At 62.3% G+C, this 25657-nt stretch carries 29 protein-coding genes; 13 read left to right on the top strand and 16 right to left on the bottom strand.

The genetic code is table 11. From position 1 onward, the window contains the following. Window positions 1-1419 carry a 15-cis-phytoene desaturase gene (gene pds, locus Q3Y53_RS03160; RefSeq protein ID WP_226424476.1) on the bottom strand — a complete coding sequence of 473 codons (1419 nt, stop codon included), beginning with the start codon at window positions 1417-1419 and terminating at the stop codon, window positions 1-3. An 88-nt stretch (window positions 1420-1507) separates the two neighbouring features. Here pds and Q3Y53_RS03155 point away from each other — a divergent pair, with 88 nt between their 5' ends. Together Q3Y53_RS03155 and Q3Y53_RS03150 are read left to right on the top strand one after the other, a co-directional pair. Beyond that, window positions 1508-1855, top strand: a complete 348-nt coding sequence (locus tag Q3Y53_RS03155; RefSeq protein WP_226401042.1) for an NAD(P)H-quinone oxidoreductase subunit M — start codon at window positions 1508-1510, stop codon at window positions 1853-1855. Continuing rightward, window positions 1852-2487, top strand: coding sequence for a DUF3172 domain-containing protein (locus Q3Y53_RS03150; RefSeq protein WP_303532695.1), 636 nt, complete (start codon window positions 1852-1854; stop codon window positions 2485-2487). Before Q3Y53_RS03155 ends, Q3Y53_RS03150 begins: the two co-directional genes overlap by 4 nt. Here the strand turns inward: Q3Y53_RS03150 and Q3Y53_RS03145 are convergent. After that, complete coding sequence (locus tag Q3Y53_RS03145) at window positions 2478-3467, bottom strand: LysR family transcriptional regulator (protein WP_226424478.1); 990 nt, start codon at window positions 3465-3467, stop codon at window positions 2478-2480. The two genes, Q3Y53_RS03150 and Q3Y53_RS03145, sit on opposite strands and share 10 nt — an antisense overlap. Before the next feature lie 81 nt (window positions 3468-3548). Between Q3Y53_RS03145 and Q3Y53_RS03140 the strand changes: the two genes are divergently transcribed. The 6 genes from Q3Y53_RS03140 to Q3Y53_RS03115 all read left to right on the top strand — a co-directional run bounded on the left by Q3Y53_RS03140 (window position 3549) and on the right by Q3Y53_RS03115 (window position 10708). Then, a complete protein-coding gene (locus Q3Y53_RS03140; protein ID WP_226424479.1) occupies window positions 3549-4280 on the top strand; it encodes an NnrU family protein in 732 nt (243 codons plus the stop codon). A gap of 34 nt (window positions 4281-4314) precedes the next feature. Beyond that, on the top strand, window positions 4315-6324 hold the full coding sequence (locus Q3Y53_RS03135) for an NAD(P)H-quinone oxidoreductase subunit 5 (RefSeq protein ID WP_303532692.1): 2010 nt from the start codon (window positions 4315-4317) through the stop codon (window positions 6322-6324). A 92-nt stretch (window positions 6325-6416) separates the two neighbouring features. Next, window positions 6417-8054 (top strand): NAD(P)H-quinone oxidoreductase subunit 4, encoded by a 1638-nt coding sequence (locus tag Q3Y53_RS03130; RefSeq protein WP_226424481.1) that lies wholly within the window; start codon window positions 6417-6419, stop codon window positions 8052-8054. Window positions 8055-8120: 66 nt separating this feature from the next. Beyond that, the gene (locus Q3Y53_RS03125; RefSeq protein WP_226401032.1) at window positions 8121-8522 is read left to right on the top strand and encodes a lipopolysaccharide assembly protein LapA domain-containing protein; all 402 of its coding nucleotides are present in this window, start codon (window positions 8121-8123) and stop codon (window positions 8520-8522) included. A gap of 58 nt (window positions 8523-8580) precedes the next feature. Further along, window positions 8581-9483, top strand: coding sequence for a segregation/condensation protein A (locus Q3Y53_RS03120; protein WP_226424482.1), 903 nt, complete (start codon window positions 8581-8583; stop codon window positions 9481-9483). Between the two features lie 46 nt (window positions 9484-9529). Then, complete coding sequence (locus Q3Y53_RS03115) at window positions 9530-10708, top strand: NDP-sugar synthase (protein WP_226424483.1); 1179 nt, start codon at window positions 9530-9532, stop codon at window positions 10706-10708. Here the strand turns inward: Q3Y53_RS03115 and Q3Y53_RS03110 are convergent. Further along, on the bottom strand, window positions 10689-11594 hold the full coding sequence (locus Q3Y53_RS03110; RefSeq protein WP_226424484.1) for a methylenetetrahydrofolate reductase: 906 nt from the start codon (window positions 11592-11594) through the stop codon (window positions 10689-10691). The genes Q3Y53_RS03115 and Q3Y53_RS03110 overlap by 20 nt on opposite strands. A 67-nt stretch (window positions 11595-11661) precedes the next feature. Between Q3Y53_RS03110 and Q3Y53_RS03105 the strand changes: the two genes are divergently transcribed. Further along, a complete protein-coding gene (locus Q3Y53_RS03105; RefSeq protein ID WP_303532684.1) occupies window positions 11662-11940 on the top strand; it encodes a helix-turn-helix transcriptional regulator in 279 nt (92 codons plus the stop codon). 208 nt (window positions 11941-12148) lie between these two features. Here Q3Y53_RS03105 and Q3Y53_RS03100 read toward each other — a convergent pair whose 3' ends face one another. Genes Q3Y53_RS03100 through Q3Y53_RS03060 form a run of 9 tightly spaced genes read right to left on the bottom strand, consistent with a single transcriptional unit; the run spans window position 12149 to window position 19656 of the window. Then, complete coding sequence (locus Q3Y53_RS03100) at window positions 12149-12655, bottom strand: CYTH domain-containing protein (RefSeq protein ID WP_303532681.1); 507 nt, start codon at window positions 12653-12655, stop codon at window positions 12149-12151. Window positions 12656-12658: 3 nt separating this feature from the next. Further along, window positions 12659-13609, bottom strand: a complete 951-nt coding sequence (locus tag Q3Y53_RS03095; protein WP_226424487.1) for an NAD(+) kinase — start codon at window positions 13607-13609, stop codon at window positions 12659-12661. Between the two features lie 18 nt (window positions 13610-13627). Beyond that, complete coding sequence (gene nuoK / locus Q3Y53_RS03090) at window positions 13628-13957, bottom strand: NADH-quinone oxidoreductase subunit NuoK (RefSeq protein WP_038552705.1); 330 nt, start codon at window positions 13955-13957, stop codon at window positions 13628-13630. Beyond that, complete coding sequence (locus Q3Y53_RS03085; protein ID WP_226424488.1) at window positions 13957-14556, bottom strand: NADH-quinone oxidoreductase subunit J; 600 nt, start codon at window positions 14554-14556, stop codon at window positions 13957-13959. Before Q3Y53_RS03085 ends, nuoK begins: the two co-directional genes overlap by 1 nt. Then, entirely contained in the window at window positions 14553-15200 is a 648-nt protein-coding gene (ndhI, locus tag Q3Y53_RS03080; protein WP_303532668.1) for an NAD(P)H-quinone oxidoreductase subunit I, read from the bottom strand. The genes Q3Y53_RS03085 and ndhI overlap by 4 nt, the downstream gene beginning before the upstream one ends. 59 nt (window positions 15201-15259) lie before the next feature. Continuing rightward, the gene (nuoH, locus tag Q3Y53_RS03075) at window positions 15260-16378 is read right to left on the bottom strand and encodes an NADH-quinone oxidoreductase subunit NuoH (RefSeq protein WP_173402239.1); all 1119 of its coding nucleotides are present in this window, start codon (window positions 16376-16378) and stop codon (window positions 15260-15262) included. A gap of 27 nt (window positions 16379-16405) precedes the next feature. After that, a complete protein-coding gene (locus tag Q3Y53_RS03070) occupies window positions 16406-17596 on the bottom strand; it encodes a citrate synthase (protein ID WP_226424490.1) in 1191 nt (396 codons plus the stop codon). Window positions 17597-17612: 16 nt separating this feature from the next. Further along, a complete protein-coding gene (gene sixA / locus Q3Y53_RS03065) occupies window positions 17613-18098 on the bottom strand; it encodes a phosphohistidine phosphatase SixA (RefSeq protein ID WP_303532664.1) in 486 nt (161 codons plus the stop codon). Continuing rightward, on the bottom strand, window positions 18076-19656 hold the full coding sequence (locus Q3Y53_RS03060; protein WP_303532661.1) for a DUF3352 domain-containing protein: 1581 nt from the start codon (window positions 19654-19656) through the stop codon (window positions 18076-18078). Before Q3Y53_RS03060 ends, sixA begins: the two co-directional genes overlap by 23 nt. 53 nt (window positions 19657-19709) lie before the next feature. Between Q3Y53_RS03060 and Q3Y53_RS03055 the strand changes: the two genes are divergently transcribed. Further along, window positions 19710-20066: a rhodanese-like domain-containing protein gene (locus Q3Y53_RS03055; protein WP_226424493.1), complete on the top strand. Its 357-nt coding sequence runs from the start codon at window positions 19710-19712 to the stop codon at window positions 20064-20066. Beyond that, window positions 20066-21040, top strand: coding sequence for a heat-inducible transcriptional repressor HrcA (gene hrcA, locus Q3Y53_RS03050; RefSeq protein ID WP_226424494.1), 975 nt, complete (start codon window positions 20066-20068; stop codon window positions 21038-21040). Before Q3Y53_RS03055 ends, hrcA begins: the two co-directional genes overlap by 1 nt. A gap of 10 nt (window positions 21041-21050) precedes the next feature. On the opposite strand, the gene trpB is transcribed toward hrcA, so the two are convergent. Then, window positions 21051-22307, bottom strand: a complete 1257-nt coding sequence (gene trpB / locus Q3Y53_RS03045) for a tryptophan synthase subunit beta (protein ID WP_226424495.1) — start codon at window positions 22305-22307, stop codon at window positions 21051-21053. Window positions 22308-22407: 100 nt separating this feature from the next. Between trpB and Q3Y53_RS03040 the strand changes: the two genes are divergently transcribed. Continuing rightward, window positions 22408-22734, top strand: a complete 327-nt coding sequence (locus tag Q3Y53_RS03040; RefSeq protein WP_226424496.1) for a translation initiation factor — start codon at window positions 22408-22410, stop codon at window positions 22732-22734. A gap of 31 nt (window positions 22735-22765) precedes the next feature. Further along, window positions 22766-23410, top strand: a complete 645-nt coding sequence (gene cysC / locus Q3Y53_RS03035; protein WP_226424497.1) for an adenylyl-sulfate kinase — start codon at window positions 22766-22768, stop codon at window positions 23408-23410. Here the strand turns inward: cysC and Q3Y53_RS03030 are convergent. From Q3Y53_RS03030 to purE, 3 genes are read right to left on the bottom strand one after another with little or no spacing between them, the layout of a single operon-like run. After that, on the bottom strand, window positions 23370-24455 hold the full coding sequence (locus tag Q3Y53_RS03030) for an AI-2E family transporter (protein ID WP_226424498.1): 1086 nt from the start codon (window positions 24453-24455) through the stop codon (window positions 23370-23372). The two genes, cysC and Q3Y53_RS03030, sit on opposite strands and share 41 nt — an antisense overlap. A 21-nt stretch (window positions 24456-24476) precedes the next feature. Then, window positions 24477-25106, bottom strand: coding sequence for an oxidoreductase (locus Q3Y53_RS03025; RefSeq protein WP_226424499.1), 630 nt, complete (start codon window positions 25104-25106; stop codon window positions 24477-24479). Further along, window positions 25103-25657 (bottom strand): 5-(carboxyamino)imidazole ribonucleotide mutase, encoded by a 555-nt coding sequence (gene purE / locus Q3Y53_RS03020; RefSeq protein WP_226424500.1) that lies wholly within the window; start codon window positions 25655-25657, stop codon window positions 25103-25105. Before purE ends, Q3Y53_RS03025 begins: the two co-directional genes overlap by 4 nt.

Raw genomic sequence — 25657 nt, 5'->3', positions numbered from 1 at the left:
TCAGGCCGTCACAGGCTCACTGGAAGAGGTCGATGATGCCAGCAGACCTGTCTTGCGGTCCACTGCACCAGCGCAGAGCTTGCCGCTGAGAACGGCACCCTCCATCGAGGCGAGATAGCGCTGCATCGTGTAATCCCCCGCCAGGAAGAAGTTCTTGATTGGGGTGGTCTGATCGGGCCGCAACTGCTGACAACCAGGGGTCGTTTTGTAGACAGACAACGGCGTCTTCACGACCTTGTATTTGCGCAGTGTGGCGGGATTTTCACCACCAAAATGCATCGGGAACAGCTTTGTGAGCTCGCCCATGGTGGCCTCGATGATCTCTTCATCGGGACGACCAATCCAGTCTTTGGCAGGAGCAAACACCAGCTCGAGCATTGACTTGTCGGGGTCTTCATACTCCCTGCAAGTGATGCTCATGTCGGCGTACACGCTGAGCAGCGGCGAGCGGCTGAACAACAGATGGTCGATATCGGTGAGCTTGCGATCGAACCAGAGGTGCAGGTTGATCACGGGCACACCCCGAAGCCCATCCAACTTTTGGAAGACCTCCATCTGCTTCCAGGGCTCTGGCAAGAGCAGTTTGAAAGGATCCACTGGCAATGCACTGACATAGGCATCAGCGGTGAGGTCGAAGCTCTCCTTGCCTTTTAAGCCGCCGATGTGGAAGGCAGCTACAGAACCATCCTCATTGAGCTTGATCTCCCGCAGAGGGCTGTCGAGGTGCACTTCCCCTCCGAGTGATTCGATGTGCTCAACCACCGGCTGGCAAAGGCGCTCCGGCGGAGCGCCATCGAGGAAAGCCATCTTGGAGCCGTTCTTCTCCTGCAGGAAACGATTGAGTGCTGTGAGCACAACCGTGGCAGAGATTTCATCGGGATCGATGAAATTCAGGGCCTTGCTCATCGCTAAGAACACTTCATCGTTCACCCGTTCGGGAATGTTGTGGACCCGCAGCCACTCGGTCCAGGAATACTTGTCGCACTCTTCGACGTACCCCTGACCCCGGAGCATCGCAGGCACAAGGCCCAGGCCGAAGCTGATTTTCTCAGGCCAGCTCAGCATGTCGTTGTTTCCCAAGATCGCGGCCACACCATTCACAGGGGCTGGCAGATCAGGAAAATCGAAGCGGCTGTAGGTGCCTGGTTCCTCCTGCTGATTGAAGATCATCGAGTGGCTCTTCCACTGCAGCCGGTCTTCGATGTTCAGCTCCTTGAACAACTGGAGCATGTTCGGGTAAGCCCCGAAGAAGATGTGCAGGCCGGTTTCGTACCAGTCGCCGTCCTCGTCTTTCCAGGCCGCCACCTTGCCGCCAAGAACATCCCTGGCTTCCACAACTATGGGGGTGTGGCCGGCATCCGCCAGGTATTTGGCACAGGAGAGTCCTGCAAGACCAGCTCCGGCAATAGCGACGCGCATGCGGCCGTCTCGAAAGTGAAACCAACCTTAAAAGGGCTTGCCCCCCGTTCGCTTCTTAAAGTCGTGTCAGCTTTCCCGTGGGCGCGTCTTGGCTGACACCCTCCTCAAGTGCACCACCCGCCACGTGCGCCTGTTCACAGCAGCGCTTCAGGACGAGGATCTGGTTCCTTCGGATGACCAGCTGACCTTGGATCTTGATCCCGACAACGAATTTCTGTGGGATGCCGCCAGCCTCGCCAAGGTGCAGGGACGCTTCAAGGAACTCGTGGATGCCGCGGCCGGCGGCGAACTGAGTGACTACACCCTGCGCCGTATTGGTACGGACCTGGAAGGATTCATCCGGCAACTGCTCCAAGCCGGAGAACTCAGCTACAACCCGGATGGCCGTGTGCAGAACTTCTCCATGGGCCTGCCCCGCACCCCTGAACTGTTGTGACCGGCTCGCGCTACGACCGCGGCGGCCGCCGACCGCGGGATGGCCGCTACGACCGCGGTGAGCGTGATCGCTATGACGCTCCGCCCCGTGGTGGATACGGCCGTCCTCCAGCCCCCCCACCAGGGGGCGGAGGGGGTCAGGGCCCCTTTCAATTCAGCACCCTCACCGTGGCCGTCTTGGCAGGGGTTCTCGTGGTGGGGATCGGCATCGGCAGCGCTGTCACCAGCACCACCCAGGGCGACCAGGGAAACATTGCCAGCTCCCAGCAACTGGACATGGCCGTGCCCGACCCGGAGTTCTGCCGGCAGTGGGGTGCGAGCGCCTTCGTCATGGACATCGAGATGTACACGACGCTCAACCCCTCGAGCAGCTTTGTGACCCAGCCAACACTGCAACCGGGTTGCGTGATCCGTCGAGAAAACTGGTCAGTGCTGCGCAAGGAGGGGGCCATCACCGCCGTGCAGGAGCGTGAGTGCAAACAGCGGATGAATACTTTTGCCTACATCGGCTCCGTTCGGGACAAGCCCGTGGTGCGATGCGTCTACCAAACCGATATCAGTGAGAACAAATTCCTGACCCGAGGCGTGGCAGACGACGCTGTGGGCGTAACACCAGAGGCCGATCAGTTCTGAACCAGTTGCTCCCCGATCGCTTCAGGCACGACTTTCGCTGCCTGGCGAATCGGGCTGTCAGCACTGGCGAAGACGGGCAGAACGTCATTGCGGAAGGCCACCGAGGCACGTGAGCAGTAGCGGGCGGGATGGGTGATCAGCTTCAGCTGGCGGCGCACCTGCAGATCAGCCACCTGGGGGCGATGAATCGTGCCCGCCGATAACTCCCGCTCGATCGACACAACGGGAACAAAGGCGGCACCCAGGCCCGCCTGAACTGCATTTTTGATGGCTTCGAGCGAGTTCAACTCCATTTCGATGCGCAGACGCTGCACATCCAGGCCGGAGCGAGCCAGAAGCTGGTCGACCATCTTGCGGGTGGTGGATTGCGCATCGAGGCAGACAAAGCCCAGGCGATACAGGTCTTCCTTGGTGAGCTCAGCCAGCCGGGCCAAGGGGTGCTTCACCGGCAGCACCAACGCCAGCTCATCACTGGCGTAGGGCACCACCTGCAGCAGTTCATTGAGTTCCGCCGGCAATTCACCACCGATGATCGCCAGGTCGATCTGACCGTTGGCCACACTCCAGCCCGTGCGTCGGGTGCTGTGGACCTGGAGCTGCACGGACACCTCCGGATATTTCTGGCGGAACAAGCCGATCATCCGGGGCATCAAATAGGTGCCGGTGGTCTGACTTGCCCCCACGATCAGGGATCCGCCTTTGAGGTTGTGGAGATCATCCAGGGCCCGGCAGGCTTCATGGCACTGACTGAGGATCCGGTCGCAGTAACTCAGCAGCAGATGACCAGCTTCGGTGAGCTGAGCCTTGCGCCCACCGCGATCAAACAACGACACCTCCAGCTGCTTCTCCAGGTTCTGGATCTGAAGGCTGACGGCGGGCTGGGTGACGTAAAGACTGTCGGCGGCTTTCTTGAAGCTGCCCTCACTGACAATCGCGCGAAGGATCCGCAGCTGGTCGAGGGTGAACGGCAGATCGGCCACCGCGGAACACCCGGAGGAACAACGGAAATTTAGGACCGCCACGTCCGCCAGCCAGAATCACGCCCTTCCCACGCAGCCGCCATGGCCTCCACCCACCACAGCAGCGTCGTGATGCTGGTGCTGCTGATCCTGTTTGCAGTGATTCACAGCGGTGGGGCTGCGCTGCGCAGCCGGGCTGAAGCCGTGATCGGAGCACGGGCCTGGCGTCTGATCTTCGCGGCGGCCAGCATTCCCTCGGCCGTTGTGGTGATCGGATGGTTTCTGGCCCATCGCTACGACGGAGTTCGGCTGTGGAATCTCCAGGGCGTGCCTGGGGTGATTCCGCTCGTCTGGATCGGAACCGCCATCAGCTTCCTCTTCCTCTATCCAGCCACCTACAACTTGCTGGAGATCCCGGCGGTGTTGAAACCGCAGGTGCGTCTTTACGCCACAGGGATCATCCGCATCAGCCGCCATCCCCAGGCCATCGGGCAAATTCTCTGGTGCCTCACCCACGCCCTCTGGATCGGCAGCAGCTTCATGCTGGTGACCTGCGTGGGCCTGATCGGCCATCACCTCTTTGCCGTCTGGCATGGCGACCGGCGCCTGAAGGCCCGCTTCGGCGAGGCCTTTGAAGAGCTCAAGGCCAGTACCTCAATCGTGCCCTTCGCTGCGGTGCTGGATGGACGTCAGCAGCTGCAGTGGCAGGAATTCATCCGACCGGCGCAACTGGGCATCGCCATCGCCGTCGGCGTGTTCTGGTGGGCCCATCGCTTCATTCCGACGGCTGCCGAATTGATGCGCAATTCAGCACTCCAGAACCTGCTGGGCTGAGCTGCCTACACTCGCTTCAACCTGCTCTTAGCGGATGCCCTCGGCCGAGGAACTCGCCTGGCTCATTCCCGTTCTGCCCCTGTTCGGCGCTGTGCTGACCGGGCTGGGATTGATCAGCTTCAACCGCACGATCAACCGGTTGCGCAAACCCGTTGCGCTGCTGTTGATCTCCTGTGTAGGCGCAGCTGCGGTCCTCAGCTACAGCATCCTGTTCAACCAGCTCAACGGCGCCCCGCCGGTCGAGCATCTGTTCGTTTGGGCCAGTGCCGGCAGCTTCGTTCTGCCGATGGGCTACGTGGTGGATCCACTCGGGGCGGTGATGCTGGCGCTGGTCACCACCATCGCCCTGTTGGTGCTGGTGTATTCCCACGGCTACATGGCCCACGACAAGGGCTATGTGCGCTTCTTCACCTACCTGGCGCTATTCAGCAGCTCCATGCTGGGACTGATCATCAGCCCCAATCTCCTGGAGATCTACGTCTTCTGGGAACTGGTGGGCATGTGCTCCTACCTATTGGTGGGCTTCTGGTATGACCGCGACGGTGCTGCCCACGCTGCTCAGAAGGCCTTTGTGGTGAACCGGGTTGGTGACTTCGGCCTGCTGCTGGGCATCCTTGGCCTGTTCTGGGCCACCGGAAGCTTCGATTTCCAAGGAATCGCCGATGGCCTGCAAAACGGCCTAGCCGCCGGAACGGTTGCGCCATGGGCAGCACTGCTGCTCTGTCTGCTGGTGTTCATGGGTCCGATGGCCAAGTCGGCCCAATTCCCCCTCCACGTCTGGCTGCCAGATGCCATGGAGGGTCCGACGCCGATCTCTGCTCTGATTCACGCCGCCACGATGGTGGCCGCAGGGGTGTTCCTGGTCGCCCGCCTCGATCCCCTCTACGCCCAGTTCCCCGTCGTACAAACCGTGATCGCCGTTGTTGGCACGATCACCTGCTTCCTGGGGGCCTCCATTGCCCTCACCCAAATGGACCTGAAGAAGGGTCTGGCCTACAGCACCGTCTCTCAACTCGGCTACATGATGTTGGCCATGGGTTGCGGAGCCCCGGTTGCCGGCATCTTCCACCTGGTGACCCACGCCTTCTTCAAGGCGATGTTGTTCCTGGGATCAGGCTCTGTCATTCACGCGATGGAGGAGGTGGTGGGCCACGAGCCCGTTCTCGCCCAGGACATGCGCCTGATGGGAGGCCTGCGCAAGAAGATGCCCGTCACCTCGATCACCTTCTTCATCGGCTGCATCGCCATCAGTGGCATCCCCCCCCTGGCTGGCTTCTGGAGCAAGGACGAAATTCTTGGTCAAGCCTTCAACAGCTACCCGCTGCTCTGGGTGGTGGGCTTCCTGACGGCGGGAATGACGGCCTTCTACATGTTCCGCCTCTATTTCCTCACATTTGAAGGGGAGTTCCGCGGCAATGACACCGCCATGCAGGCCCAGCTGCTGACCGCAGCCGGCAAAGATCCTTCCGAGCACCACGCCCATGGCGGCAGCGTGCATGAGTCGGCCTGGCCGATGGCGGCACCCTTGGCGGTTCTGGCGGTGCCTTCTGTTCTGATTGGCCTGCTGGGCACCCCCTGGAACAGCCGCTTCGCAGGCCTTCTCAATCCCGAAGAAGCCCGCGAAATGGCCGAACAGTTCAGCTGGGGCGAGTTTCTGCCCCTGGCGGGTGCCTCCGTGGCCATCTCCGTTACCGGTATCACCCTGGCTGTTCTGGCCTATGCCCTGCGTCGGATCGATCTGGGGCAACTTGTAGCAAGCCGATTCCCGGCGGTGAATGCCTTCCTCGCCAACAAGTGGTATCTCGATGTGGTGAACGACAAGCTGTTTGTGCGGGGTAGCCGCAAACTGGCGCGGGAGGTGCTCGAGGTGGACGCCAAAGTGGTGGACGGCGTGGTGAACCTCACCGGACTGCTCACCCTCGGCAGCGGAGAAGGTCTCAAATATCTCGAGACCGGACGGGCCCAGTTTTATGCCCTGATTGTGTTCGCCGGCGTGATCGGCCTAGTGGTGCTGTTCGGCGTGATCGGCGGCCCAATCGCTTAGATCCCATCGCCCATGTGTGTCATCGCCTATCGAGGTGATGACACAGCGGCCATGATTTCTACGATCCAACCAGTAAGGGTCGGATTCACAGAGTGTTCGAATTCGCAGTCGCCGGACTTGGCGAGCCGGTGCAGGCCACAGTGCCATGGCTGAGCCTTTCGATCCTGGTGCCGATCGTGGGTGCTCTGCTGGTTCCCCTCGTTCCTGACGAAGGCGATGGCAAGAAGGTGCGCTGGTACGCCCTGATCGTGACGCTGATCACCTTCCTGATCACCGTTGCGGCGTACCTCACGGGCTATGACCCCAGCCTGAGCGGCCTGCAGCTGTCGGAACGGGTGAGCTGGCTTCCCGATCTGGGGCTCACGTGGGCGGTGGGAGCCGATGGGCTGTCGATGCCGCTGATTTTGCTCACCAGCTTCATCACAACCCTGGCCTGCCTGGCGGCATGGCCGGTGAGTTTCAAGCCACGCTTGTTTTATTTCCTGCTGCTGGCCATGGACGGCGGCCAGATCGCCGTCTTTGCCGTGCAGGACATGCTGCTGTTCTTCTTGGCCTGGGAGCTGGAACTGATCCCGGTGTATTTGCTGCTGGCCATCTGGGGCGGCAAGAAACGCCAGTACGCCGCCACCAAATTCATCCTCTACACCGCCGGCAGTTCCCTGTTCATCCTGTTGGCCGCTCTGGCCATGGGCTTCTTCGGCGGCGGCACCCCCAGCTTTGAGTACACCGTTCTTGCGGCCAAAGACTTCGGCACAGGCTTTCAACTGCTCTGCTACGCCGGGCTCTTGATCGCCTTTGGCGTGAAACTGCCGATCGTGCCCCTACACACCTGGCTGCCGGACGCCCATGGCGAAGCCACAGCACCGGTGCACATGCTCTTGGCCGGCATCCTGCTGAAGATGGGGGGCTATGCCCTGCTGCGCTTCAACTGTGAGCTGCTGCCAGCAGCTCACTCCCAGTTCGCCCCACTGCTGATCGTGCTGGGGGTGGTGAACATCATCTACGCCGCCCTCACCTCCTTCGCCCAGCGCAACCTCAAGCGCAAGATCGCCTACAGCTCGATCAGCCACATGGGCTTCGTGCTGATCGGCGTGGGCAGCTTCAGTGCCTTGGGCACCAGTGGCGCCATGCTGCAGATGATCAGCCACGGCTTGATCGGCGCCAGCTTGTTCTTCCTCGTGGGTGCCACCTACGACCGCACCCACACCCTTCAGCTGGATGAGATGGGAGGCATTGGCCAGAAGATGCGAATCATGTTCGCGCTCTGGACGGTGTGTGCCCTCGCATCCCTGGCCCTGCCAGGCATGAGCGGATTCGTTAGTGAATTGATGGTGTTCGCTGGTTTTGCGACGGATGAGGCCTACACCCTGCCTTTCCGCGTGGTGATCTGCGGGCTGGCCGCTGTGGGCGTGATCCTCACACCGATCTACCTGCTCTCGATGCTGCGGGAAATCTTCTTCGGCAAAGAGAAGGAGGAGCTGGTGTCCCACACCAACCTCGTGGATGCAGAGCCGCGCGAGGTGTACATCATTGGCTGCCTGCTGGTGCCGATCATCGGAATCGGGCTCTACCCCAAGCTGATGACCGACAGCTACCGCAGCTCGATTGAAGCCCTGGTAAACCGCAACCTGGGTGCCATGGAACAGGTGATCTCACCGACGGCCCCTTTAATTCGAGGCCAGGCACCGGTTCCTGCGGTCATCCAGGCCCCTGCCGTGGGCGCGTCATAAATCACGTATCGATTCCGATTCATCCCCCCCAACCGTCCGTAGGTTCCAGGGGAACGCTCCCCTGCCATGCGTCAGATCAACTTCGGCCTGATCTTTAGCTTCGGCCTGATCACGGTGTTCTTCACCCTGGCGAACACCAATCCCACGACGGTTCACGTGTTGCCCGGGGTCGAGTACACCCTGCCGTTGGCGGGTCTTCTGCTGCTGGCAGCGGGAATGGGAGCCGTCTCAGCCTGGTTCTTCGCCGCCTGGACCGGCATGCTCAACAACGTTGAACAATTCAGCAAGGCGAACGAATACGAAGCACAGCAGGTGCGCATCCAGGAACTGGAGACCGACCTCAACCGCTACCGCTCCACCGTTGAAACCCAGCTGGGTCTCCTCCCCGCGACCACCGTGAGCGCGAGCAGCGCTGAGAGCGACGACAGCGATGAAGCAGAGGTCACCGATGCCAGCAGTGCGGCTTAAGGCAGCACTGGCAACAACGGTTTGGGGCCGATACCTTTCCGGGAAAGGGTGAATTGACTTGCTCCAGGTGGCCCCCAAAGACGGCGCTGATGCTGGAGCTCGCCTTGCGATTCGGCTGCTACAAGACGCAGCGGAGCGGGGAGATCTCGATCCCTGGGATGTGGATGTAATCGCCGTCATCGACGGCTTTCTGGATCAACTCCGGCAACGCATCGAAGTTCCCGGGCAGGTGGCAGCCGTCCTTACCGGACGGGGGGGCAGCTACGAGCGGGACCTGGCGGAAAGCAGCGAAGCCTTCCTGGCCGCCTCCGTGCTGGTGGGCCTCAAGGCGGAGATGCTCGAAACCAGCATGCTTCCGCCACCTCCCGAAGTCGAAGATCACTTTGACGCCGACTTCGATGAGCAAGGTTGGCTGGATCCGGCCTTTGATCTACCCCGACGGCCGGAACGCCATCTGCAGCGGCGTCCCGTGGCGCCACCGCCGTTACGTCGCCCCGTCACCCTTGGGGAGCTGATCGAACAGCTGGAATCGATTGCCGAGCAGCTGGAATCAGACGAACTCGAGGCACGCCGCCGTAAACGGCAGAAGCGCTACAGCAACCGTGAAGCCATCGCCCAGGTGGCAGGGCTGGCCCACCGCGAAAAGCTTCCGGAAACAACCGCAGCACTAGGAGTGTTTCTCAACGGTTGGGAGACCGCCCTGGACTGGGTGGGCTTCGATCAACTGGTGGAGCATTGGGAGGTAGCCGCCGCCGCGGACCTGGACCGTGACCGCGTCGGGGTGTTCTGGGCCCTGCTGTTTCTCTCCTCCCAAGGCCGGGTTGAGCTGGAGCAGGAGGGTTGGCTGCACGGTCCGCTGCGACTGAAATTCATCCCCGCGAGTGGCACTGCAACGCAACTGCCGATCCGCAGCCTTCAGGTGCCAGATCCGTCGCCGACCCGGACGGTCGTGGCGGCCTAAGACCGGGTCTATGGTCACTACCTTGTATTGACCGGACCAAACGCCAATGAAGGCGATGATTCTGGCGGCTGGTAAGGGGACGCGGGTCCAACCAATCACCCATGTGATCCCCAAGCCGATGATTCCGATCCTGCAGAAGCCGGTGATGGAATTTCTGCTGGAACTGCTCAAGGAGCACGGTTTCACAGAAGTGATGGTGAACGTCTCCCACCTGGCCGAAGAGATTGAAAATTACTTCCGAGATGGCCAGCGTTTCGGGGTTGAGATTGCCTACAGCTTTGAAGGACGGATTGAAGACGGTGAACTGATCGGTAGTGCCCTGGGATCCGCTGGCGGGCTTAAAAAAATCCAGGATTTCCAGCATTTCTTTGACGACACCTTCGTGGTGCTCTGCGGAGATGCGCTGATCGACCTTGATCTCAGCGAAGCGGTACGCAAGCACCGGGAAAAGGGTGCGATCGCCAGCCTCGTCACCAAACGGGTCCCCAAGGATCAGGTGAGCAGCTACGGCGTTGTGGTCACCGATGACCAGAACAGAATCTCAAGCTTCCAGGAAAAGCCCAGCGTCGACGAAGCCCTCAGCGACACGATCAACACCGGCATCTACATCTTCGAGCCGGAGATCTTTGAGCACATCCCTTCGGGGCAGTCCTTCGACATCGGCTCGGATCTATTCCCGAAACTGGCCGAGCTCGGTGCCCCCTTTTATGCCATCCCGATGGATTTCGAATGGGTGGATATCGGCAAGGTTCCCGATTACTGGCAAGCCATCCGCAGCGTGTTGATGGGTGACGTTCGTCAGGTGGGCGTCCCCGGCAAGGAAGTGCGCCCCGGGGTTTACACCGGTCTGAATGTGGCCGCCAACTGGGACAAGATCAACGTCAGCGGCCCCGTCTACGTGGGCGGCATGACCAAGATCGAAGATGGCGCGACCATCGTTGGTCCCACCATGATCGGCCCCAGCTGCCACATCTGTGAGGGCGCCACGGTCGACAACTCGATCATTTTCGACTACTCACGCATCGGCCCCGGCGTGCAGCTGCTGGAGAAACTGGTGTTCGGGCGCTACTGCGTGGGCAAGGACGGCGATCACTTCGACCTGCAGGAGGCCTCCCTCGACTGGCTGATCACCGATGCCCGTCGTCAGGACCTGGTGGAGCCTTCACCCCAGCAGAAAGCCATGGCGGAGCTGCTGGGTACCGACCTCACCCAGGCAGCGAGCTGAGTCCGGCGAGATCAAGGATCATCGGGATGCGTTCCTCCGCCTTGATCGCCATCAGGTGCACACCACGCACGATGCCGAGATAGCGCTTCACCTGTTCAGCGGCGATGGCCACGCCCTCCATGGCTGGATTCTCGGCGCACTCAAGCCGATGGATCAACGCATCGGGGATGCAGGCTCCCGGAACAACGCGGTTGATGAACCGGGCATTCTTGGCTGACTTCAGCAGGAACACGCCAGCGAGCACGGGCAGACCCAGGGGGCCGGCCAGCTCGCGCTGGAAGCGCTCGAGCGCTTCAGGGTCCATCACCATCTGGGTTTGAACGAAGCGGGCTCCCGCCGCCTGCTTGCGCTGCAACCGACGCTGGAGACCGCTCCAACTCCTGGATTGTGGGTCAGCGGCACACCCCGCAAACAGCGTGGTCGCCCCATCCGGCAGGGTGCCCTGCACTGGATCCACGCCCCGATTGAGGGCTTCCACCTGCTGCAACAGCTTCACGGACTCAAACTCATTGACCGGCCGTGCATCCGCCTGATCACCCGCCCGCACCGGATCACCAGTGAGACACAACAGGTTGCGGATCCCCAGCGCATGGGCCCCGAGCAGGTCGGACTGAAGGGCGATGCGATTGCGATCCCGGCAGGCCATCTGCAACACCGGTTCCAGACCGGCCTCAAGCAGCAACTTGCAGGAGGCGAGGCTGCTCATCCGCATCACGGCCCGACTGCCATCGGTCACATTCACCGCATGGACACGGCCTTGCAGCGATGCGGCCATGGCCAGCATGTGCGTCGGATCGGCTCCGCGCGGAGGCATCACCTCGGCCGTGAGCACCTGATCCCCGGCCTCAATTGCGCGCTGCAGCGCCGTCCTCAAATCTCGATCCATTTCACCGGCCCACTATGCAGGATCAGACCGGTGGTCCGGACTAGCATGACTCCAACGGTGGTCACCCATGTCCTCCCTCGACGGTACCGATCCTCTGGAGATCTCCCTTTCTGCTAGGGAGATCGAGATCATCGAGCTCGTGGCCGAAGGACTGACCAATCAGGAAATCGCTGACCGTCTCACCATCAGCAAACGAACGGTAGACAACCATGTGAGCAACGTGTTCACCAAGACCGGGTCCAAGAACCGGGTGGCACTGCTCAATTGGGCCATGGACAACGGCAAGATCTGCCGAGACGGCTTCAACTGTTGCGTCCTTCCAGAACTCGATCCCCCCTCAGCCTGATCGTGGAGCTGACAGGCTCCGGCAGGCTTTGCAGAGAGGTAGGACCCACAGGAATCTGAAACAGCGTGGCGTATTCCATGCAGGCCTCCACGCTGGATCCCGCGAAGCGAAGCATTCCAGTTGTGTCGTACAGACCCACCACTGGATAGAACCACCGATCAGAACACCTCAAATCTAAAGGAAACCTGTAGGAAAATCCAGTCTGGTCTTAGGACCAGCCAAAACGGCGACGCTGCTCCTCGGGCCAGGACTGAACCGGATGCTGGGCCAGCACCGCATTGCTCCAGCGGGACTCTCCGGTGATCTCCTCTCCGCACCAGGGCGGAATATGCAGATCCTCCTGGGCCGATGCCAGCTCCACCTCCGCCAGCACCAAGGGAGCGTTCTCAGCCTGGAAACAATCCACCACCCAGTCACCACCAGGGCAATCCAAGGCGTAGCGGACTTTATCCAGGCGGTGGGGCGCCAGATCCCAGAGGGCTTCGGCATCCGCCACGGGGATCGGATATTCGAACTCGTGGCGCACCAGGCCAACGGCATCAGCAGCAGCCTTCAGGGTGAGCCAGGCCTGATCCGTGCCACGCAGGCGCATCCGCACCGTCAAACCTTCGGCACTGGCGGCCAGGTAGCCCTGACGCAGGGGCTGTGCCGGGCCAGCACTGCTGCGCCAGGCATCTGACCGCACCAGAAAGCGCCGTTCAATCTCAAGGGCCATGGATCAATTCTGCGAGGGCTGAGCCGCATGCAGGCTTCCCGCCCAGTGCAGCTTGTGGGACAGGGTTCGGTAATACGACGGGCTTTGATTGAGCAACACCATCAGGGCATGGTGGCGCGCCTGCTGAACAACACAGCACTCTCCTGGTTCGAGCACCGTGCAGCCCACACCGTCCTTCCACAGCTTGATGCGGTGATCCCCAGCCCCCAGCGGCCAGATCGCCAACCTGGCCCGGGGCGGCACCACCAGCGTTCGGCTGGAGAGGCTCATCGGGCAGATCGGGGCGACGATGATGGCATCGATGCCGGGATGAAGAATGGGCCCCCCTGCCGCAAGGGCGTACCCGGTGGACCCCGTGGGGGTAGAGAGAATCAGACCGTCACCACGCACCTGGTCGATCACTTCCCCATCGATCTCGAGCTCCAGGGTGCAGGTGGGCGAAATCTCATCGCGGTAGGCCCGGAGGTAGAAGTCGTTGAAGGCCCAGTGGTGCTCTTCATCGTCTTCCAAATCCGGCTGTTGCAGCAGACCGGGGGAGGCCGCACGGTCCTCTGCAGAGCGGCGATCCACCATCGCCTGAAGCATCATGCGCCGTTCGATCGCGAACTGATCGTCCTGAAGGCGTTGCCAGATCTGATCGCCGCGCAACACACGGCGGTCGTGGGTAAGAAAGCCCAGATGGCCTCCCACATTGATGCTGAGGATCGGGATGTCATGCACCGCCAGGTGGCGAGCAGCTCCGAGCACCGTGCCATCCCCCCCCAGCACCAGCGCCAGGTCTGGAAACGACTCCTCAACAGCCAGCAAGCCGGGGAAAGGATTCACCCGCGGCCCCGACATCGCAGTGACCACGTGGGAGCCCAGAGCTTTCAGCTCTTTGGCACATTGCCTGGCTTCACGCTGGGCAGGCTGGCTGTCGGCCCGATAGATCACCCAGACCCGATCGAGACGCATGACCCAGGTGTGCGGGGGTTACCAGCGCAGCAGGTTGAACTGCTCCATGTCGACGGTAACGCGATTGCGATAAAGCGACAGCAGGATCGCCAGACCGACGGCTGCCTCAGCGGCGGCCACCGTGATCACGAAGACAGCGAAAACCTGGCCGCGAATCAAATCACCATCCACAAAGGAGGAGAAAGCCATCAGGTTGATGTTCACGGCATTGAGCATCAGCTCAATGCTCATCAGCACGCGCACCGCATTGCGGCTGTTGATCAGGCCCCAAACACCGATGCAAAAGAGCATGGCCGCCACCAAGAGGTAGGCCTGCAGGGATGGAAGCGTGGCAAGAAAATCGCTCATCAGTCCGCTCGATTCATCAGCAGGGGAGTACGGGCCTTCTCAATCAGGCCTTGATCGGCCACCTCACCGGTCACCACATCGGTGGCCAACACATCACGACGGGCCAGCACGATGGCGCCGATCATGGCCATCAACAGCAGTACCGACGCCACCTCAAACGGCAACAGGTAATCGGTGAACAGGTGTTCACCGATGCGAGCCGTGGCTTCTTCACCCACAGCGGGAGGACCGGGCAACGACCAGGGGGTGGTGACCACAACACGAACCAGCAACGCCAGCAGACCGGCGCAGACGCCAGCGGAGACCGCACGGCGCGTGGTGAGATTGGCGATGGCCTTGAGGTCTTCCCGCTTGTTCACGAGCATGATCGCGAACAGGATCAACACATTGATCGCGCCCACGTACACGAGGATCTGTGCCATGGCCACGAAACTGGCATTCAGCAGCAGGTAGAGCCCTGCAACGGCTGTGAACACCCCGCCCAGCAGGAAGGCGGAATAGACGATGTTGCTGAGCAGCACCACACCCAAAGCGCCGATCACCACAACGGCGGACAGCACCAGAAAACAGATCAGCTCGGTGGTTGTCGCGATGGTCATGCGTCGCCCTCCTTGGCCTCACTGGAGGATTGTCCCTCATTCTTGGCAGCCGGCTTGGCGGGAGGGGTGAGGGTCTCCAACACCTGTGAGGGCAGCTGGCCAGCCCGGGGGCGATCGGCAGCAACACCGTGGGGATCCATCTCGCCCGCCGGCAGATAGGCGAGTTCACGCAGGGGAACGACCGAGGGATCGGTGGTGACGCTGGTGGGAAGGCGTCCGAGGGCAACGTTGTCGTAGTTGAGGCTGTGGCGATCAAAAGCGGCCAGCTCGTACTCCTCCGTCATCGAGAGGCAGTTGGTGGGGCAGTACTCGACACAGTTGCCGCAGAAAATGCAAACGCCGAAGTCGATGGAGTAGTTGCGCAGCTCCTTCTTCTTCGTGGCTTTGTTCATCACCCAGTCGACCACCGGAAGGTTGATCGGGCACACCCTGACGCACACCTCACAGGCGATGCACTTGTCGAATTCGTAGTGAATCCGGCCCCGATAACGCTCGGAGGGAATGAGCTTCTCGTAGGGGTACTGCACCGTGACCGGACGGCGCTGCATGTGGTCAAACGTGACCGAAAAGCCTTGGGCCAGATTCCGGGCTGCATCGACTGCATCCCGGGTGTAATCACCGACCTGTTTGAGGAAGCCGAACATGGTCTGAAGGGGAGAGAGCGAAGCGGAGCCGGGAGCGCAGAAATCCTAGGTAGGAAAACCTAGCCGCCGAATGCAACGGGGAAAGCAAGCTTGAGGGCTGCTGTCACCAGAAGATTCACCAGGGAAAGGGGCAGCAGGAACTTCCAGCCCAGGTCGAGCAGCTGGTCAATGCGGACGCGGGGGGTGGTCCAGCGCAGCAGGATCGCCACGAACACCAGCAGATAAGCCTTGAGCACCGTCATCACGATGCCAACGGTGCCCGTGATCACCTGCACCACTGGTGCATCGATGGGCTGGTTCAACCAGCCGGCCAGCCACTCCACAGGGATCGGGAAGCCCCAGCCACCGAGATACAGAACGCTGACCAGGACAGCCGAGAGCACCAGGTTGATGTAACCCGCCAGGTAGAAGAGGGCGAACTTCATGCCCGCGTACTCGGTCTGGTAGCCAGCGACCAGTTCTTCCTCAGCTTCGGGAAGGTCGAAGGGCAGCCGCTCACACTCGGCCAGGGCACAGATCCAGAAAATCAGGAAGCCCACCGGCTGACGCCAGATGTTCCAGCTCAAAATGCCGGCACCGGTCTGCTGACCCACGATGTCGACCGTGCTCAGCGAGTTGCTCATCATCACGATGGCCAGAACCGCAAGAGCTAGGGGAATTTCGTAGCTGATCGATTGAGCAGCGGCCCGCAGTCCCCCGAGCAGCGAATACTTGTTGTTCGAGGCATAGCCGCTCATCAACAAGCCGATCGGCTGAATGCTGCTGAAGGCGATCCAAAGAAAGATCCCAACGCCCACGTTGCTGATCAGCAGGTTCTGGCCAAAGGGAATGATCAGCCAGGAAATGATCACCGGCACCACCACCAGCACCGGGCCGAGGGTGAACAGCAGGCTGTCGGCGCGCGCCGGAATGATGTCTTCCTTGACCAGCAGCTTGAGGCCGTCGGCCAAGGGCTGAAGTACACCAAGTGCACCGGCATATTCCGGACCGATCCGCTGCTGAACGGCGGCGGAAATCTTGCGTTCCAGCCAGACCGAAACCAGCACACCCACCACTGCAGCCACCAGGACCAGCAGCATCGGCAGCGGCAACCAAAGCAGCCTCGCGACCTCCGGGGAGAAGCCAAACCCTTGCAGGGCCTGGCTAAAGCTCAATTCCAGGTCCAATCCCGGACTCACCATGGTGTCGACGGATGTGGGTGCAACTTAGGCGGCCGGAGCCGAGACGCGCTCCTCAATGGGCATCCAAGAGCGTGGCTGGGATCCGGAGTAGATCTGCGAAGGCCGGAAAATCCGGTTCGCTCCGAGCTGCTCCCGCCAATGGGCCAGCCAGCCGGCGACCCTGGCGATAGCGAAGACCGGCGTGAACAGATCCCTGGGTATGCCGAGCTTGCGATACACCAGGCCCGAATAGAAATCCACGTTGGGATAAATCCCCTTGGGGCCAAGGCGGGACGCTGCTTCTTCTTCGATCGCCCGGGCCACGTCGTAGAGGTCGTCATGACCGAAGCTCGCGAACATCTCCTCCACCAGGGCTTGCAGGATCACGGCACGGGGGTCTTTGACCTTGTATTCACGGTGGCCGAAGCCCATGATTTTGCGCTTGGCCGCGATGGCCTCATCCAGGAAAGCGCCAGCGTTCTCGGGACTTCCCACCTGCTCGAGCATGGCAAGGACGTCTTCATTGGCGCCGCCGTGGAGTGGGCCAGCCAGGGTGCCGACGGCTGAAGCCACCACGGCGTAGGGGTCGGTGAGGGTGCTGGCGGTGACCCGGGCACTGAAGGTGCTGGCGTTGAGGCTGTGCTCGGCATGGAGCATCAGGCATCGATCAAAGATCCGCGCCGCCAGGGGATCCGGCTCACGTTCCGTGAGCATGTAGAGGAAATTGGCGGAATAGGCCAGATCATCCCGGGGTTGAATTGGGTCCTGGCCTTTGCGGATCAGCTGAAAGGCCGCCACCATCGTGGGGATCTTGGCGATCAGCCGCACTACCGCGTCATAGATGTACTGCGGGTCGTCGATCGCCCGGCGCGAATAGAACAGTCCCAGGGATGCTGCACTGGACTGCAGCGCGTCCATCGGGTGGCCGCTGGCCGGGAAGCACTTCATCATGTCCCGCACCCGGAAGCTGACGCGCCGGTGCATCTGCACAGCGTGCTCAAACTCCGCCAGCTGGTCGCGGCTGGGCAGCTCTCCCCAGATCAGCAGGTAGGCCGTTTCCAGGAAGCTGCTGTTGGCCGCCAGATCCTGCATCGGATAGCCGCGATAGGTGAGCAGCCCTTGCTCTCCATCGATGTCGCAGATCGCCGACTGGGTGGCCGGCACGCCATCCAGGCCTGGACGCAGTTCGATCCCGGTCCGCGCATGGCGCAGGTCACCTGTCTGCTGCTGAGCCAAGGGCCGGTCGCCTCTTTCAGCAACTTAAGTCGTCAATCAACAGTGCTGGCCGAAGCAAGGCCTGCAACTGCCACTGGCCCGCGGAACGACGCAGCTGGATCACACCGGCTTTCTTCAGCACCAGGGCACCGGGGGCACACTTCAGAAGAGCACAGGCCAGATCGCCAAGGTCCGGCTCATGGCCCACCAGACCGAGATATCCATCCCACGGCGTCAACAACGTTTCAAGGGCGCCTCCAGGTTGAAGGCATTCGTCCACCGCCAGCTCTGGAGCAAGCCCCGCCTCCAAAGCCAGTTCCGCCGTTTGCAACGCCCGAAGGTACGGACTCGAGAGCAGGCGATCCAACCGCAGTCCCCGTTGCACCAGGGCCTCCATCACCCGCTGGGTTCGCTGACGGCCGGCGGCGGTCAAGGGGCGTTCCGGATGGTCCTGGCCCGCCTGGCGGGGTTCGGCGATGCCATGCCGCAACAGCACCAGGTCAGCCAAGCTCGAGCCGGGCATGCAACGGAATCTCGGTAGCGCCCTGCTCCTGACGATCAACGTCGATGGCAACTGCAAGGCCGCGGACCTGGTCCTGGAGGGGCCGCCCCGCCATCACCTGCAGCAGGGCCCATGGCCGCCATTGCCCCAACAGTGCGCGGGCCGGCTCATCCGCCAGTAAGAGGGCCTGCGCGGGTTGGGAAGACGCTGTGAGCTCCTGCCACTGGTTCAAGCGAGGCTGGAGAGCACGTCCGTTCTGGCGTTGCGCCAGAGCGATCAAGGACTCCCCCCACCAGTTCAGCGCTGACGAGCGAACCTGAGCCACGGCCAATTGAGCGTCCACCCCGGGCTGGCGTCCCCGCTGGCGCACCAGGCGCGTCCACACGCTCAACACCTCGCCATCGCCCTCCAGCTCAGAACGGGTCAGACCCTGCTCCTGCAAACGGGCGTCCACCGCATCCCTGGCAGGGTTTTGCGGGCGGGTGGCCAGCAGCCACCCCTCGGGTTGGTCCTGCCAGAGGAGAGGGCCGTCATCGGCTTCAACAACAGCATCTGCCGCCGGCTGATCCGCCAAGTGCTGCTCAAGCACCGGAGCGAACCATTGGGCCAACGGATGGCTTTCGCTTGGATCCAACAAACGGGCTGGACTCTGCAGCTGCGCCAGCCAGCGGGCATGGCCGCCGGCCGACGCGGTCAGATCCGTGAGCCCAGGCCAGGGGTCGGTGCTTAGGGCTTGCTGGAACCCAAGTCGCCCATCCACCGCCAGGGTTGAACCCTCCGGCCGCAGTGATGCCACAAGTCCGCTCAGATCGTCCCGTTGGGCCACCAGCTCCGGCAGCTGCAACCAATGCTCAAGGGCGTGGGGCGATGCCGTCAGCAGAGCCACTCCCTCGCCGAGCTCAGCAACTTGACGCTGCAGGCGTTGATCCCCCAGCTGATGCTGATCCGGGAGCTGCGAGACATCGAGGGCCTGCTCCAGCACGCCCCGGCCTGAGGCCACGAGGAGCAGATCGTCGTCAATCAACGCCGTGGCCAGGGGTTGGGGGTCATGCCCCACCAACGCTCCCTGGCCGCTAATCACACCGATGCCGCGATAACTGCTGATCTGGAGGTCGGTGCCCGCCAGGCTGCGGGTCTGCCAGAACCGTTGCAGAAAGCGCCGGGCGCCGTCGTTATCCCGACTGGTTAGAGCCAACACCCAGCCGGCATTTGTGTCCCCATCGATGAGGGTGAGGCTGACCTCCTCACCAAGCCAGGGCTCCAACTCAAGGCCGAACTGGAGACCCGCCAAGGCAAAGACGCCTTCGCGCCACTGCCGTGCACCATCTCGGGCATCACGGCGTTGGGATGCAGGGGCAACGGCCTGGGCATAGGCCGGCAACCGTCCGGGATCGGCCAGCCAATGGACGGACAAATCAGCATCCCGGGGCACAAACCGGGCCGCCCGAGGCAAGTGCAACGGCTGCTCTGCCAGCTGCAGGGGGCTCTGGCGATTCATAGTCCAGAGCAGGCCAACGGCCAGCAGAAGCAGCGACAGCAGCACAGCGCCGGCAGCGCTGAGGAAGGGGCGGGCCTTCATGGGCCGGCGGTCTCGGGTCGCCTCATCTTTGTCCATCACCGCAGAATGGCGCCATGGGCCAATCCCAACAACCACAATCAATCCAAGCCTCTGAATTGCAGCAATGGCTGCAAAGCGAGCGACCTTCCCCGCAACTGGTGGATGTGCGCGAGGAGGCTGAGCTTGCGATCGCTGCCTTCCCTGGTGCGGTGCTGCACCGCCCCCTGAGCCAATCGAATGAATGGCTTGGAACACTCCAGGCCGACCTCAAACCCGATCAAGCCGTCGTGGTGGTCTGCCATGCCGGCGTGCGCAGCTACCACTTCGGCCTGTGGCTGCTGGACCAACCCTGGGGCCTTGAGGTGTGGAACCTTGAAGGAGGCATTGATGCCTGGAGCCTTCAGGTGGATCCCAGCGTTCCCCGCTACTGATGAGCAAGCCCCTGTCCCTTCGGCAAGAACAGGTGCTTCAGGCGACGGTGCACCATTACGTCGACACGATGGAGCCGGTGGGCAGCCGCACCCTGGTGCAACGCTTCGGCATCCCCGCCAGCTCCGCCACCGTTCGCTCCGCCATGGGGGCGCTTGAGCGCCGCGGACTGCTGCAGCAACCACACACGTCAGCCGGACGCGTTCCCAGCCCGATGGGATACCGGCACTACGTGGATGCGCTGCTGCCGGAACCCGGCATCGCCGTTCAACACCTGGAACGGGAGCTCACCGGACTCAGTCTTCGCTGGGCCGGTTTGGACGACCTGCTGATGCATGTGGCACGGCGGCTGACGGATTTCACTGGCCTGATGAGCCTGATCACCCAACCGCAGCAGGAGAACCGCCAACTTGAGACGATCCGTCTGGTGCCCAGCGGTGATCGACTGCTGGTGATGCTGGTGGAAGCCAATGGCCGGGCCAACCACCTGAACCTGCGCCTGCCCCACGGGGCTGAAACCGAACTCACAGCGATGGAACGTTGGGCGTCGGCACAGCTCGAGCAGGGAGACCTGAACTGGGAGGCTCTGCCCAGGCAGCTGCAAAGCAGCGGCGCTGTGCTGCGCAACGCCCTTGAACAACCGACGCCCACCAACTCCACGCAGGTGGTGGTGCATGGCCTCTCGAGGCTGGTGAGCGAACCGGAATTTGAAAGCACGTCCAGCCTTCGACCGCTGCTGGAACTGATCGACGACCAGCCTGGGACCTTGATCAGCCGCGGTGAATCCGCACGGGTATGGATCGGCGACGAACATCCGCAGCCAGCGCTGGAAGCCTGTGCCGTGGTTCAGGCCCCCTATCGCTGCAACGAGGGGCTGGGCCATGTGGCCCTGGTGGGTCCTATGCGCATGGCCTATGCCACGGCACGGGCGGCGGTGCAGCGGGTGGCCCGCCACCTCGAATTGTTGCTGGCCTGAAGCCCGAACGTCAGAGCTGATCCCCCAGCTTCTCCGCCACGGTGTTGACGTCCTTATCGCCGCGGCCAGAGCAATTGATCACCACTTCCGTGCCATCGGCCAGGGTGGGGCAAAGCTGCTCAAGCCAGGCGAAGGCATGGGCGGTTTCCAGGGCCGGAATGATGCCCTCAAGCTCACTCACGAGCCGCAGAGCATCGAGGGCCTGTTGATCGGTGACTGCGGCGTACTCAGCACGCCCGATCTCCCGCAGGTAGCTGTGCTCCGGACCCACCCCGGGGTAATCAAGACCTGCACTGATGGAATGAGCCTCCATCACCTGGCCATCGCCGTCCTGCAGGAGCAGGCTCATGGCGCCATGCAGAACACCGGCACGACCCTCGGTGATCGTCGCGGCATGGCGCCCGGTGGCCACACCATCACCAGCGGCCTCAACACCGATCAGACGCACAGACGTGTCCTGAACAAAGGGATGGAACAGGCCCATGGCATTGGAGCCACCGCCAACGCAGGCCATCAGCACGTCGGGCAGCCGACCGAAGGCCTCCTGACACTGCTGCTTGGACTCTTCTCCGATCACGGCATGGAAATCCCGCACCAACATCGGATAGGGGTGCGGACCCGCAACGGATCCCAGGATGTAGTGGGTGGACTCAACATTGGTCACCCAGTCGCGGATGGCTTCACTGGTGGCGTCCTTGAGGGTGGCGGTGCCGGCCGTCACCGGTTGCACCGTGGCGCCCAGCAGGCGCATGCGGAACACATTGAGGGCCTGACGGCGCATATCTTCCGCGCCCATATAGATCACGCACTCCAAACCGAAGCGGGCACAGACCGTGGCCGTGGCAACGCCATGCTGCCCCGCACCGGTTTCGGCAATGATCCTCTTCTTGCCCATGCGCAGCGCCAGCAGGGCCTGCCCCAGGGCATTGTTGATCTTGTGGGCACCGGTGTGGTTGAGGTCTTCCCGCTTCAGCCAGATGCGGGGGCCACCGTCGGCGCGGCGGTAATGGGCGGTGAGACGCTCGGCCTCATACAAGGGTGTCGCCCGGCCGACGTAGTTCTTGAGCAGGCGATTGAGCTCAGCAGTGAAGGCGGGATCATTCCAGGCCTGGGCGGCGGCTTGCTCCAGTTCCGCCAACGCCGGCATCAGGGTCTCGGGCACGTACTGGCCGCCGAAACGTCCAAAGCGACCGTGGGCTCCGGGGCGCACCGCTGGCTGCAGGCTTGAGGGATCCGGAGTGCTGGCGTTGGGGAGGGTGCTGGTCACGGATCCACGGCGGAGCGTCGGGCCAGCGTAATCAGGCGGTCACGCCATGGGGCGCCCCATGGGCGGTCATCGACAATGCAACCCGGTTGCGAGGGGATGGATGCCGAAGGGAGGTTGGCAGGAATTCAGCAGTGCCGAGAGCCTGCAGCGACCGAGCGGGGCTGCGGCGGAGCCCACAGCCAAGGCGCAGCAAATGGTGCGGGTGCAGCCCACCCGCGGTGGAAAAGGTGGCAAAACCGTGACGGTGATCCGTGGCCTAGAGCTGGATGCTGCGGGATTCAAGGCGCTGCTGAAGAAGCTCAAAACACGCATCGGCAGTGGCGGCACCGCCAAGGACGGCGTGATCGAACTGCAAGGAGATCAGGTGGATCTGACGCTCGAGCTGCTCAGCAAGGAGGGATACCGGCCGAAACGGGCTGGGGGTTAAGGGAGAATGGCCGCCACTTCATGTCGTGGCCATGACCGCCAGCCCCACCTACGGAGAACTCACTAACAAGGGTGCCTCCACCAACATCGCCTGGCATGAGGCCTCCGTGGGCCGCGACGAGCGCTCGAAGCAGCGCGGTCACCGCAGCACCATTCTTTGGTTCACCGGACTGTCCGGCTCCGGCAAGAGCACCCTGGCCAATGCCGTCAACGCGGCACTGTTTGAGCGGGGACTCGCCACCTATGTGCTGGATGGGGACAACATCCGCCACGGCCTTTGCAAAGACCTGGGCTTCTCCGATGCCGACCGTGAGGAGAACATCCGCCGCATCGGTGAAGTGGCCAAGCTGTTCCTGGATGCGGGCGTAATCGTGCTGACCGCCTTTGTGTCCCCCTTCCGTGCTGATCGAGACAAGGCCCGCGGCCTGGTGGAGGACGGCGACTTCCTCGAGGTGTTCTGCGCCGCTGATCTCGAGGTCTGCGAATCCCGCGATCCCAAGGGCCTTTACGCCAAAGCACGGGCAGGGCAAATCAAGGAATTCACTGGCATCTCCAGCCCCTATGAAGCGCCGGAAACGCCCGAACTGAAGATCGACACCGGCAAGCAGGATCTGGCCGACTCCGTGGAGCTGGTGATCAAAGCGCTCCAGGAGCGTGGGGTGATTCCGGCGGCCTGAGTTCGCCGTCGCCAGCCCTGGCGGCATCCGCCAGGGTTTTTATGCAACTGGCCACCGGCACCGCCAACAGCAGTCCCAACAGATCCCCCACGCCATAGATCGCGCCCACCCGGGCGCCAATGGGCAAGGCAATCAGCAACCAGGCCGGTTGCAAACCCACGATGCTGCCCATCAGTCGCGGTTGGATCACCTGATCGACGATCTGACCGACGACTATCGCCGCGGCGAGCAGCTCAAGGCCTGTGCGCGGATCCTGCAGCCCCAGCACGGCACTCACGGAAACAATTGTGATCGCACTGGCGTAGGGAATCAGCGTTGTGAAGCCGATCAGCACGGCGAACAACACGCCATAGGGAATCTCCAGCACGGTGAACACCACCAGTTGTCCAGCGCTGAGGATCAGGGCCAACACCACCTGGCCTGCGAAATAGCCGCGGAATGTGCGATCCAGTGTCGAGCCCACCAGTCCACGCCAGCGTGGCGGCAACCACTGGAGCAGGCCCGCGGCGATCGGATCCGCCCCAAGCAGCAGAAACACCGCCAGCACCAGCACGATCACCACATTGATCGTGGTGCCCACCGTTGCCCCCAACAGGCCCAACAGGCGCTGGCTCAGCTGCGTGGCCAGCCGACTGAACTGGGCTACCAGATCACTGCTGAGATCAGCGAAATCGGCGGGCAGGCCATGGTCAAGCGCCCAGAGCTGACCTCGATCGATCCACTGCTCTGCCGCCGTGAGCAGAGACGGCGAAGCACTGATCAATTGGCTCAGCTGTTCAATCAAGAGAGGCACCAAGGCCACAGCCGCCCAGACCAGAAGCCCCAGGGTCACCAGAACCACGCTGACGATGGCCCAGGCCCGGGGAAGCCCCCGTTGCGCGAGCCAGCGGCAGGGCAGGTCCAGCAAAAAGGCAATCAAAGCCGCGGTGAGGAACAGCCCAGGGAACGGCGCGAACTGGATCAGCAAACGCTTCAGCACAAAGGCGTTCAAGCCCAGCACCGGTAACAGAAGACCAAGTCGCAACCAGGCCGGCCAGGGCGTCATCAAAACGATGACGCGAATCGATCAGTGCTGCTCAAGGGAGGCCGGCTTGGAAGCGGAACTGACGTAATGGCACCAAAAACTGAGCCAAGCGGCAATCCCGAGGAACTTGAAACCCTCCTCAAAGATCTGCACCGTCTCGTAGGAATTCGGCCACAGTCCCTGAAGGGCATCGGTCAGAACCGACAGGCCCAACAACACCACCGAAACCAGGAAGGTGTCGCCACCGAAGCGCCGTAGGGGGCCACGGAAGCGGAACAACAGCAGCCCGGTGAAGAAGGCGTAGGTGATGTAGAGGAAGGCCTCGCCGAGGTAGCGATCATGCACAAGGAACATGTCGTCGAGGCAGAGCCAAAGCGAGAAACCACCACCACAGAAGGCGAATTGGCGGTTCAGAACGGAGCCCTGGATCTGCCGGGTGGACGCCGCAAACAAGGCAATGGCAGCCGCCGCCATCCAAAGCAGATAGCCCACGCTGGAGAGGAAACCTTCCCCTAAAGGCGCCTTGCAGGACTGGGCCAAATCCTTCAACACCATCTTGGCGCTGATGCCCTCTGAGGCGCTCCAGACCAGGGCGACCGCATAGACGAAGGCCGCCGGCACCACCGCCCACAGCAGCGTGGAACGCAGGGTGGAACGAACGGGAACACTCATGAATCCATCTGAGAGAGGTAATCCGTGCTGCCCAGATCAACCAGGCGCGCATCCTTGGCCACCACAGCATCGTGAAGGCTGCTGCGATAGTCCTCGAGTTTCTGGGCCAAGCCAGCATCGGCCACCGAAAGGATCTGGGCCGCCAACAAGCCAGCGTTGAGGCCCCCACCGATGGCGACGGTGGCCACCGGAATCCCCCCCGGCATCTGCACGATCGAGTGGAGGGAATCGACCCCGGACAGCGCCTGGCTTTTCACCGGCACGCCGATCACGGGCAGCGTGGTGAGGGCCGCCACCATGCCGGGGAGATGGGCCGCCCCACCGGCACCGGCGACGATCACCCCAAATCCCTGATCCCGGGCCGCTTGAGCGAAGTTCACCATCTCCAAAGGGGTGCGGTGGGCCGAGAGCACCCGAACCTCCACCTCCACTCCCAGCTCGCGCAGGATGGCGGCAGCGGGTTCCATGGTGGGCAAGTCAGAGTCACTTCCCATCACAACGGCAACTCGAGGGAGCACTGGCAGCACAACGCAGAGGGGCAAGACTGCCAT

The organism is Synechococcus sp. YX-04-1 (assembly GCF_030546365.1).
Taxonomy (GTDB): domain Bacteria; phylum Cyanobacteriota; class Cyanobacteriia; order PCC-6307; family Cyanobiaceae; genus Parasynechococcus.
The sequence above is the reverse complement of the archived record's forward strand: the minus strand, read 5'-3'. Positions and strand labels throughout refer to the sequence as shown.